The sequence below is a fragment of the Psychromonas sp. psych-6C06 genome (assembly GCF_002835465.1).
In the GTDB taxonomy this organism is placed as follows: domain Bacteria; phylum Pseudomonadota; class Gammaproteobacteria; order Enterobacterales; family Psychromonadaceae; genus Psychromonas.
This window is the reverse complement of the sequence record NZ_PIZM01000009.1, coordinates 175,112-187,253: the sequence shown is the minus strand read 5'-3', so window position 1 is coordinate 187,253 and position 12,142 is coordinate 175,112. Positions and strand designations below refer to the sequence as shown.

At 39.1% G+C, this 12,142-nt stretch carries 8 protein-coding genes; 1 reads left to right on the top strand and 7 read right to left on the bottom strand.

What is annotated here, in order from left to right:
* Positions 1-97: 97 nt before the first annotated feature.
* The 7 genes from pyrE to typA form a co-directional block, all read right to left on the bottom strand.
* A complete protein-coding gene (gene pyrE, locus CW745_RS13535) occupies positions 98-739 on the bottom strand; it encodes an orotate phosphoribosyltransferase (protein ID WP_101109224.1) in 642 nt (213 codons plus the stop codon).
* Positions 740-741: 2 nt separating this feature from the next.
* Positions 742-1,461 carry a ribonuclease PH gene (rph, locus tag CW745_RS13530; RefSeq protein ID WP_101109223.1) on the bottom strand — a complete coding sequence of 240 codons (720 nt, stop codon included), beginning with the start codon at positions 1,459-1,461 and terminating at the stop codon, positions 742-744.
* 141 nt (positions 1,462-1,602) lie between these two features.
* Positions 1,603-3,816, bottom strand: coding sequence for a transporter substrate-binding domain-containing protein (locus tag CW745_RS13525; RefSeq protein ID WP_101109222.1), 2,214 nt, complete (start codon positions 3,814-3,816; stop codon positions 1,603-1,605).
* A gap of 156 nt (positions 3,817-3,972) precedes the next feature.
* Positions 3,973-6,846, bottom strand: a complete 2,874-nt coding sequence (locus tag CW745_RS13520) for an insulinase family protein (protein ID WP_101109221.1) — start codon at positions 6,844-6,846, stop codon at positions 3,973-3,975.
* A gap of 176 nt (positions 6,847-7,022) precedes the next feature.
* The gene (gene dtd / locus CW745_RS13515) at positions 7,023-7,460 is read right to left on the bottom strand and encodes a D-aminoacyl-tRNA deacylase (RefSeq protein WP_101109220.1); all 438 of its coding nucleotides are present in this window, start codon (positions 7,458-7,460) and stop codon (positions 7,023-7,025) included.
* Positions 7,457-8,314 (bottom strand): virulence factor BrkB family protein, encoded by an 858-nt coding sequence (locus tag CW745_RS13510; protein ID WP_238596821.1) that lies wholly within the window; start codon positions 8,312-8,314, stop codon positions 7,457-7,459. Before CW745_RS13510 ends, dtd begins: the two co-directional genes overlap by 4 nt.
* Before the next feature lie 112 nt (positions 8,315-8,426).
* A complete protein-coding gene (gene typA, locus CW745_RS13505; protein ID WP_101109218.1) occupies positions 8,427-10,250 on the bottom strand; it encodes a translational GTPase TypA in 1,824 nt (607 codons plus the stop codon).
* Between the two features lie 399 nt (positions 10,251-10,649).
* Between typA and glnA the strand changes: the two genes are divergently transcribed.
* Positions 10,650-12,068 carry a glutamate--ammonia ligase gene (gene glnA, locus CW745_RS13500; protein WP_101109217.1) on the top strand — a complete coding sequence of 473 codons (1,419 nt, stop codon included), beginning with the start codon at positions 10,650-10,652 and terminating at the stop codon, positions 12,066-12,068.
* Positions 12,069-12,142 lie beyond the last annotated feature (74 nt).

Below are 12,142 nucleotides of genomic sequence, written 5' to 3'. Positions count from 1 at the left end.
TTGTACAATCTAGCTCAAGCCTAAACTAACAATTACAAGATATGTAGCTGTCAGGTCAAGTCTGAGCTAGTTCATCGAATGACGTAATGAGATATATTTAAATTCCGTATTGTTCTCGATAAGCTTGGACAGAGTCAAGATGTTGCTGCATATCAGGCAGTGTTTTAAGGTAAGTAACTACATCAGCAAGCTGCACAATAGAGATAACTTGCGCATCATAATCACGTTCAACTTCTTGAATAGCAGATAATTCCGCTTTACCTTTTTCTTGGCGATCTAATGCAATTAATACCCCTGCAAGTTCAGCATTATGAGCATTAATAATATCCATCGATTCACGAATTGCAGTACCAGCAGTAATAACGTCATCCACTAGCATCACTTTACCAGTTAGTTCTGAGCCAACTAAGCTTCCACCTTCTCCATGGCTTTTTGCTTCTTTGCGATTAAAGCAATAAGGTAAATCTAAATCATAGTCATTTGATAGTGCAACTGCTGTCGTAGTAGCTATTGGAATGCCTTTATAAGCAGGTCCAAATAGTAGATCATACTCAATATTTGAATCTTGCAACGCGGCAGCATAATAACGTCCTAAACGAGCCAGATCACGACCTGTATTAAATAACCCCGCATTAAAAAAGTAAGGACTCACACGGCCTGACTTTAAAGTAAACTCGCCAAATTTTAAAACCTGCTTTTCGATGGCAAACTCAATAAACTCTTTTTGATACGCTTTCATTACTACTCTCCGCTTAATGCTTTTTTCTGTTCTATTACTAATTTATCAATACCGCCTTTTGCAAGGCTTAACATTGCCAATAGCGCTTCATGGCTAAAGGCACCTTCTTCCGCTGTTCCTTGTATCTCAATCATGCCACCTGTTTCTGTCATCACGACATTCATGTCCGTTTCAGCATTTGAATCTTCAGCATAATCTAAATCACATACAGGTGTACCTTGATAGATACCCACTGAAACGGCTGCAATCATTTGCTTGAGAGGGTTCTTTTTTATTTTACCCTGAGCAACCATCCAATTTAATGCATCAGCAAGCGCAATGCATGCACCGGTGATGGAAGCCGTACGTGTACCACCATCTGCTTGAATGACATCACAATCAACAGTGATCATATTCTCACCTAATAATTTTAGGTCAACCGCAGCTCGCAGTGAACGCGCAATTAAACGCTGAATCTCTAAAGTACGACCGCCCTGTTTACCTTTTGCAGCTTCACGCATATTTCTACTATGTGTCGCTCGCGGTAACATAGCATACTCTGCAGTGACCCAACCTTTCCCTTTACCCTTTAAAAAGCGCGGTACTGAATCGGAAACAGAGGCGTTGCAAAGCACTTTCGTATTCCCTACCTCGATCAATACAGAGCCTTCTGCATAGGCTGTAAAGTTTCGAGTTATTTTAACTTCGCGGTTTTCTTCAGGAGTACGGTTACTTGGGCGCATAATTAAACCTTATAAAAAATGAAGGCTGATTATAGCAACAATCATCATAATTATTAAAAACTAATCACCCTGATTAGCACGATAAAATACATAATAACAAAGGCAATAAATAACGCATTTTATAACGGCAGGACACGAGGTTTAATCACCTCGTTTTTTTTGATATTGCATCAGTTGGTTATAACCTTTTTCTTGGGCTTTATAAAGAGCGTTATCAGCACGACGAATTAACTCCTCAACACCGTATTTAACATTATAATTAAGTGTCGAACTGCCTGCGCTTACCGTTAAGAGATTGCCACTAACCGCACCAGCATGAGGAAGCGCCCATTGTTTGAGCAAGTAAAATAACTCAGCCACTATCGTTTCCACCCCTTCCTCATCAGTATCTGGCAATATAAGCGCGAACTCTTCACCGCCATAGCGCGCAACAACATCTGCAGGGCGTTTAATTGCAACCAAAAGGCGCTGTGACAACTCAATCAAACAACTATCACCAGCTAGGCGACCATAACGTTCATTAAATTCCTTAAACTGGTCAATATCAAAAATAACCACAGAAAGCGGTTGCTTAGAACGATTCGCACGAGCCCACTCTTTTTCTAGCTGTTCAAGAAAATAATGTCGATTAGGCAATCCAGTTAAAAAATCACGCATCGCTAACTGCTCTAATTTATCCTGCATATCCTGTAATTTTACATTACTGTTTTTGAGTACTTGATTACGAAATAGTAATAAAGAGAAGATGAACACAATACTAATCAATAGATACCATAACCAAGTTACGCTTTGTTTAGTTTCATACACAACGGGCAACCAACGATTTACAATATCTTCATGCTGTTTTGCGGTGATAGTAGCAAGTACTTTATTAAAGATACCAACTAATGCGGGATCATTGTTTGCAGTGGCTAATGACAAACTGTGTAAATAATCGAGTTTATCGACAATTTTTATCTCGGGATAATCCTTTTGGAGTAATTTAGCCATTACTGGTAAAGAGTCAATAAATGCATATATTTCACCACTTTTTACCGCTTTTAAGCCTGCCTCAGCAGAGGTAAATTCCCTAATCTCTCCCTGTGGGTAATTTTTCTCAAAATCTTGTTTAAAGGCATAATCCTTTACAATACCGATCGGTCTATGTAACACCTGTTCTAAAGTATGTACGATACGTTCTTTTTTAGTGACTAACACCAATGGAAAACGTAAATAAGGATAAGTAAAAGCAAACTGCTTATCTAATGCTTCAGTACGATTGATGATAGGAATAAAGTCACACAAACCTTGTTTCATATAGCGTAATGTTTGCGACCAGCTCTCTGTTTTAATAAGCTCAATCGGTGTTGATAAGCGTTGTTTAAAGAGATGCAAAAAATCGCCCCCCATACCGGTATAAGCGCTATTTCTGACTCCTTCAATAGGTAACCAATCTGGGTCTACACACATGTTTAACTGCTTTTTAGACTTTAAATAGATTAGCTCCCCTTCAGTAAAAACAGGCATTATTTGTTGGAAGCTTGTATCAACAAATGTATTCTTTTTCTTCTCCAATAATGCCCATTGCTCTTGCAAGGCGACCAACTCTTCATTAGGGATCGCTTGTAAACCTTTATTTAAAATATCACGTAAGACCGGGTTACTTTTATTAACTCCCATATACTGAGGCAGGTGACTAAAAATGGGGTTTTCAAAAAGTGGCGCATTCGTAACACCAGTGATGAAATAGCGTTGCACATAGAAATTAATTACGGAGTAAGAATCTAATACAGCATCCACATTACCGATAATAAGTTGCTCAACAGACTCTTCGGTACTATTGGTCAGTAATAAATTAATATCAGGATAGTGAGTGCGCATTAACTCTTCATAAAAGAAACCACGCACAACGGCAACATTTTTATTTTTTAGATAATGAAAGTCTAAGTAATGCGAGGTCTCATCTAAAGTTAGTAAACCATCAATCGCTTTGAGCGGGTTATATTGTGTAAACAGGGCATATTTTTCACGCTCAGGGGTACGCTTCATATTGGTGATCACATCAATTTCACCATTTTTCAGCATTAGTAAATAATCATTCCAATGGTAGCCAACTACGAACTCTATCTCTAAGCCAGTATTTTTAGCAACCAACCTAATAAGGTCATTGGAATAGCCCTTTACTTCATTATTCTCAATAAAGTTAAACGGACGCCACGCTTTTTCAGCATGTACTTTAATGACTGGATTCTCTTTAATAAAATCCATCTCAGTTTCAGTTAGCTTGACACTAGTGGCATGAAGCATAGAGCTACATAGCGATAAAAAAAGAAAAAGAGAGATTCTAAACTGATATATATAGTTAGGCGGGTTCATGCAATCAAAGCTCTTTTTGATTAAAAAACGAGTAATAGTATAAACACTTTATCAAATTTACGATCAAAAAAAGCAATTAGCTGTATTTTTTGTGAACAGCAAAAGAAAAATAATCAAAAAAGGGGCTAAACTTCCCTCTAGCCCCTTAAATTTCAGCTACTTGCTTAGCTGATCAACATTATTTATCAGAACCTGTTTGGGTAATCTCAACGGAGCATTAGCCATGAATTTTTTACCCTGCGTCTGTACAATAATTAATTGCCTGTTTTCTTCAGAAAGGAACAGTTCATCATAAAAAGCTTGTATCTCCTGCAACGACACAGAGTTTAAAGCGGCAATGTAAGCTTCCTTATTGTTTATCTGATCTTTACCGGTTAGCCATTCATTTTTGAGGTAGCTAAATTCAGCACCTAATGAGCTTGGCTTGGCTGTATAATTAGCTATATGAGCCGCTTTTATCTGCGCTAATTCAGCTTCTGTGATTTTGGACAATTTGCTTTTAAAATCACTTAAAAAAGCAATAAAGCGTTGATGTAATTGATTATTGCTTGCAGCAGAGCTCTGAGTAAACAAGCCAAAAGCAACGTAATCATTAACATCAAAAGAAGTAGTAAATGGCGAGTAAGACAGCTGTTCTTGAGTGCGAATTTGATCATAAAAAGCAGGTTGAATTAATTTATTCAGCAACTCTGCTGTCGCACGCGCTTTATCGCCTTTAAATTTGCTTAAGTGAACCATGACTAATGCGTCATCTTGCATCACAGAACGACGAATATAGTTTAAAGCGCCTTGCTTAGGCTCAGCCTGTAAACGCTTAATACTATAAAAAGGCTTCTTCTGTACAGAAATTTGTTTAACTAACTCTTTATCAAGCGCTAAAACCTGTTGCTCTGTAAAATTACCTAGCGCTAATAAGCGCACAGTTGATTGCTGAAATATTTCATCCCTAAATTGACTGATTGCTTCTACTGTTAAGTCATCAATCTGTGCAAGCAAGGTTTCATCCGACCAGGCAGGCTGACGTATCACTTGCCTAAAACCATCAAAAGCCAAATCCATCGCTTTCATTTTTTCTTTATTATTTAAGCGACGTTGTAAATCTTGTTTAGCAAGACGTAGTGACTGCTCACTAAATGAGGTGTTTTTTATGTGCTCAAGCACCGTTAATAACAACTTATCTTGTTTATCACTATAACCTGATGTACTGATTAACAAACCATTCGATTGCGTGAATGAAAAATTAAGCCCCGCTTCTTGTGTGACAAAATTAAGCTCTGAAAACTGCTTTTTAAGTATCGATAATAGTAACGCCATAGTGACGCGATTCTGTGCACTTTGATCTGCGATATCACTATTCAGTTGTAAACGAAGACTCGCTTTAGGCTCTTCGATCTCAGCGCTTTGTGCAAACCATACAGAGTGACCAAGTTGATTAATAAGTTGCTTGGCTTCACCAGCTTGTTGTCTTTCTACTAACGCTAACTTTTCCGGTAACCAGCTATTACTTGCGGGTAACACGAGCGGAATAGATTTTGCGTTATCTAGCCATTGCTGTTGTTGCTTGAGATCGGTTTTATTAACCGAATACTCACCTTGATAATGAGGAATTGCTGTTCCCCCTTTTGCATTGGGAGAAAGTAAAAATATACGTGTATTTTCAGGCGTTAAATAACTTAATAACTGTTCGATAAATTGAGCGTTAAAAGCATCTAAACGATATGGAAAATAAAGAATATCTTTTATTGGATAGAGTTGCATATTAGCCGACAAGCCCATTACATAGTTAAACCCTGATTGCTTACTGAGAAATTCAAACCTTCTATCTAAGTTACTCTTTTGTTCTTGAAATTGAGTTTCATTGATTCCCTGTTCTTTAATTAACTCAATGAATGCAAACAGTGTCGACATAATTTGTGACTGTGATTCAAGCCCTTTATTGGTGAGTTTAAATTGTAGAGAAAAACGCGAATACAGATCACTATGTGGGGCATAAAAACCAGCCATAACGGAGTCAACAAGCCCCGCTTTGATTAATGTATCCGATAGCCCACCTTTATGATCTGAACCTAATAAACGACTGATAAACGCTCCAGGCTGATACATGTATTCTGCTTTTACACTCGGCACTAAAAAATTCACCTGCAGCATTTTAATGTCAGCAGTTGGTTTCATCTCAACTTGAATCGCCAGTTCTTTGTCAGTTAACATCGGTGTGAGAACGATCGGTTTCTTGACCTTTTTATTCGGAATCTGCGTCAAATATTTACTTGCAACCAACTGCAAAGCTTCAATTGAACGCGGACTAGTTATAGCCACTTTCATAGTATTAGCTGAATAATGCTTCGCAAAAAAATCAACTAATTCATCCTGAAGTTTGCTACCAGGCTTGTCTACTAGCGTAGTCAAATCACCAGTGCTAAAACGTGCCATCGGATATTCAGGGTTAAGTGTGTAACGCTGCAATGCATAAAGCTTACGCATATCATTGTCATAATAGGTCTTATGCTCGGCATTAACTGTATGGCGCTCTTTGTCTGCATACTTTTCGTCGAGCAGTGGTGCTCGCATTACATCACCTAAGCGATCCAAAGCTTCATCAAAAGCACTATCATTGACCTCAAAGCCATAAACGGTACTTTCCTGTGCGGTATAAGCATTAGTGTAACCACCATTCTGAGTCATAAACTTACTGTACTCATTAATGGTAGGGTAACGTTCAGAGCCCAAAAACAACATATGCTCTAAATAATGCGCAAGGCCTAACTGATTGTCGGGATTATGCATACTACCGACCGGAACAGAAAGGGAAACAGCACTATTTTCTATATCTGGATCAGAGATAAGGAGTACATCCAATTGATTACTTAAGGTGATTAATTGGTAATCTCTCGTATCATTTGGACTCTGTGTAATAGACTGATTAGAAACTGTAAATGCATTCATAGTGTTTTCAGTGGCCTGTAATGGTGCAACAAGAAAAAGGGTAACGGTTAACATTCCCGTAAAGCGGTTCATCAATTTATTTAGCATTTAAATATCTCTTATAAAGAACAACACAGTGTACTGCTTGATGGACACCGTATTACGGAAAAAGTTTAAAAACACCACGCTTTAAGGCAGGAATGTTTTAAGGCTAAAAGGGCTTGAGGGCTAAAAGGCTTGAAGGCAAAATCTGCTTTTAGCTTTCTAGTTCTCTATCTTCCTACCTATACCTGTAGCCAAAATGTTGTTGGGCCGTCGTTGGTTGAGCTAACTTGCATATCAGCAGCAAAAATACCGTTTTCAACCAGCATGCCTTTATCACGACAATATTGATTAAAAGATTCATAAAGTCGCTCTGCTTCGCTAGGTAATGCGCCATTAGAAAAACCGGGGCGATTACCTTTTTTAGTGTCTGCCGCTAAAGTGAACTGTGAAATAACTAACAAATCCCCCCCAGCCTGCTGCACATTAAGGTTCATTTTATCGTTTTCATCGGCAAAAATACGATATGCCATCACCTTCTCTGCAAGGCGTTGACAGTGCTTTTCGTCGTCTCCTTTTTCAACGGCAAGCAGTATCAATAGTCCTGCTTTTATCTCGCCAACGACTTTTCCCGAAACTTGCACATTAGCATTTGTGACACGCTGAATTAACGCGATCATTCGCTTTGCTCCTGTTTTTTGTGAGCAGATAAATACTCTTCTAATGTCGATGTGACCTCTGCACCTAATAATACAATTAGCCAGTTAAAGTAGATCCACACAAATAAGATTGGAATCACCGCTAATGCGCCATAGATAAGCTGCTGTGATGGAAAATTGGTGATATATAAAGTGAACAGATCGGTCCCTATATTAAGTAACAGTGATGCCACTAAGCCACCAACACAAGAGTAACGAAAGCTCACTCTCTGATTTGGAACTAAGGTATACACGCCCGCAAAGGTTAGCCAAGAAATAACAAAGGGCATTAAACTCAATAATTGCTGCCCTATTGAAAGAAACCCCTGATCTTGCACAATAGAAAAAATATAGGAGCTTAATGCAATACTGCTACCAATAATAATCGGACCAAGACTTAATATGGTCCAATAAATAGTAAAGGCCTGAACAATTGAACGTTTATTGTTGCACCGCCAAATACGATTGATCGTTTGATCAATTGTTGAAATGAGTAAAAGCGCAATCACAATTAAAGAAGCGATGCCCATCATGCTCATTTTTTTAGTATTCTCAATAAAGCCACCAACATGATCTTTAATGGCATCACCCGAGGTTGGCACAAAATTATTGTAGATAAGATCTTCCATTATCTGATTTAATTCCGAGAACATCGGAAATGCAGATAACATATAAAAGATCACCGCTAAAAATGGCACAATCGATAACAAAGTGACATAAGCTAAATGCCCAGCCGGCACCTTAATATTATCTTCTTGGCAGCGTCGCCAAACAAAAACAAGATAGCCAGAACTTAACTTGGCTTTTTCAATTAGCGCTGTTTTGTCGCATTGCACAATAACCATCCTTGATAAAATATATATAACATTAACTATACGCGTAAATGGCAGATAAAAAAAAGGCCTTACCGAAGTAAGACCTTGTTATTTATCTGAACATTAGAGCAGATTAAGATTTAGCAGGACGTGCTGCGCGTTTACGCTCACTTTCCGTTAGTAACTTCTTACGAATACGGATGCTTTCTGGTGTTACTTCTACTAATTCATCAACATCGATGAACTCAAGCGCTTGCTCAAGTGTCATTTTGATTTCAGGTGAAAGTACTTGTGCTTCATCTGTTCCTGATGCACGTACGTTAGTAAGTTGTTTACCTTTAACACAGTTAACCGTTAAGTCGTTTGAACGGATATGAATACCGATAACTTGGCCTTCATATACTTCTGTACCGTGACCTAAGAATAGGCGACCACGATCTTGTAAGAAGAACAGAGAGTAAGTAACCGCTTTACCCGTTAAGTTTGAAATCAATACACCATTTTGACGCTGACCAATAGTGCCACCTTTATGAGGGCCGTAATGATCGAAGCTATGGTAAAGAAGACCAGAGCCTGAAGTTAGTGTCATGAATTCTGTTTGGAAACCGATTAGACCACGACTTGGGATCATAAAGTCTAAACGAACACGGCCTTTACCATCTGGGCTCATGTTTGTCATTTCAGCTTTACGGATACCAAGCTGCTCCATCACAGCACCTTGATGCTCTTCTTCACAGTCAATAGTCAATGTTTCCATTGGCTCATGTAATACGCCATCGATAGTACGTTCGATTACTTCAGGACGAGATACCGCTAGTTCGAAACCTTCACGACGCATGTTTTCGATTAAAATAGCTAAGTGAAGCTCACCACGGCCAGATACTTTAAATTTATCTGGATCAGAAGTTTCTTCAACTTTAAGTGCAACGTTATGTACAAGTTCTTTTTGTAAACGGTCAAGGATGTTACGTGAAGTAACGTATTTACCCTCTTTACCACAGAATGGTGAAGTGTTTACTTGGAAAGTCATTGTTACCGTTGGTTCATCAACTGTTAGTGGAGGCATTGCTTCTACATTAGTCTGTGCACAAATAGTGTCAGAAATTTTAAGCTCACCTAAACCACTGATTGCAATGATATCGCCTGCTTGTGCAACTTCAACATCATGGCGCTCAAGACCTAAGTAACCTAATACTTGGCCGACTTTACCTTTACGTTCTTTACCGTCAGCACCAACAATAGTGACTTGTTGATTAACTTTAACGCTACCACGAGTTACACGACCAACACCGATAACACCTACGTATGAGTTGTAATCGAGTTGAGAAATTTGCATTTGGAAATCACCGTCACGGTCACAGTCAGGTGCATCAACACCATCAACGATCGCTTGGAATAAAGGTTCCATGCTTTCAGTCGCTTCATCTGATTCAGTATTAGCCCAACCGTTTAATGCAGAAGCATAAACTACTTTAAAGTCTAACTGTTCATCAGTTGCGCCGAGGTTATCAAACAGATCAAATACTTGATCCATAACCCATTCAGGACGTGCTCCCGGCTTATCGATTTTGTTGATAACAACAATTGGCTTAAGGCCATGTGCGAACGCCTTTTGTGTTACGAAACGCGTTTGTGGCATCGGGCCATCTACAGCATCAACGATCAAACAAACACTGTCTACCATAGACATGATACGCTCAACTTCACCACCGAAGTCAGCATGTCCTGGAGTATCTACGATATTGATATGGTAGTCATTCCACTCAATCGCTGTGTTTTTAGCAAGAATGGTAATACCACGCTCTTTCTCTAAATCGTTAGAGTCCATTACACGCTCTTCATTACCACCGCGTGCATCTAAAGTCCCAGATTGCTCTAGTAGTTTGTCAACTAGGGTTGTTTTACCGTGGTCAACGTGAGCAATGATAGCTATATTTCTTAATTTATCTAACGACATGATGCGCCTCAAAAAGTAACAATTGAAAAAATACCAATTAGATAAACTTAACAAAATTTGTACAGTTCATCTAATTGGTATAAAGAGATAACCAAACCAATTCTAGTCAGCTATCCAAAGTGCGCACATTGTAACCATAATTTCAAAAATAGAAAGTTTTAACTACGTCACAATTAGCTTATATGCTCCTTTAAGATGAAAAAATGGCTTCAATGCGGAGCGCTCAACAATGGAGCACCAAAAAGATCCACCTTTGCACCTTTGTGGTGCAGTCATTGACGAATATTTAAGTCGTTTTTAAAACAAAGGGCTATATAATAGGTACCGATCAAGTTGGCACAGTTTTCGCTCACTTGCATGGGAATAAATTCATTATTGATGTTAATAGAGGTTTCAAACATGTCTGTACAAACTGCACAAGACGTTCTTGCTCTTATTAAAGAACAGGATGTTAAATTCGTTGATTTACGTTTCACTGATACACACGGTAAAGAGCAGCACGTTTCTGTACCACATCACCAACTAGATGAAGACTTCTTTGAAGAAGGTAAAATGTTCGATGGTTCTTCTATCGCTGGTTGGAAAGGTATTCAAGATTCAGACATGGTATTAATGCCTGTTCCTGCAACAGCAGTACTTGACCCGTTCACAGATGACGCAACACTTAACTTACGTTGTGACGTTTTAGAGCCTAAAACAATGTTAGGTTACGATCGTGATCCACGTTCTGTTGCTAAGCGTGCAGAAGCATACATGCGTTCTACAGGTATTGCAGACACCGTATTATTTGGCCCAGAGCCAGAGTTCTTCCTATTTGATGACGTTAAATACGGCAATGGCATCGGTGGCGCATTCTACTCAGTAGACGCGAAAGAAGCAGCTTGGAACTCAGGCACTTCATACGAAGATGGTAACACCGGTCACCGTCCAGGTATCAAAGGCGGTTACTTTCCAGTAGCACCTGTTGATTCTTCACAAAATATCCGTTCTGCTATGTGTTTAATCATGGAAGAGATGGGTCTTGTTGTTGAAGCACATCACCATGAGGTAGCAACAGCAGGTCAAAATGAGATCGCTTGTCGTTTCAACACAATGGTTGAAAAAGCAGATGAGATCCAAATCTACAAATACGTTGTTCATAACGTTGCACACGCATACGGTCAAACAGCAACGTTCATGCCTAAACCACTTGTTGGCGATAACGGTTCTGGTAACCACTGTCACCAATCTTTAGGTAAAGATGGCGTTAACTTGTTCTCTGGTGATCTATACGGTGGCATGTCACAAATGGCACTTTACTACATCGGCGGTATCATCAAGCATGCTAAAGCGATCAATGCATTTACCAATGCATCAACTAACTCGTACAAGCGTCTTATCCCAGGTTTTGAAGCACCAGTAATGCTTGCATACTCTGCAGGTAACCGCAGTGCTTCTATTCGTATTCCAATCGTACCAACAGCACGCGCAGCGCGTATCGAAGTACGTTTCCCAGACCCAACAATGAACCCTTACTTAGGTTTTGCAGCAATGCTTATGGCGGGTCTTGACGGAATCAAGAACAAGATTGATCCAGGTGAAGCTTTAGATAAAGATCTATACGACCTACCTAAAGAAGAAGCGGATGCGATTCCACAAGTTGCTGTTTCTTTTGAAGAAGCACTTGCAGCACTTGATGCTGATCGTGACTTCCTTACTGAAGGTGGCGTATTCTCAAATGAATCAATTGATGCATTCATTGCACTTAAAACTGCAGAATGTGAAGCTGTTTCTCAAGCAACTCACCCTAAAGAGTTCGACTTATACTACAGCGTATAATATAAGTATTTAACAATACTCAATTTAAAAAGGTCGCTATTAAGCGGCCTTTTTTTGTACCAAAAATTAAAATA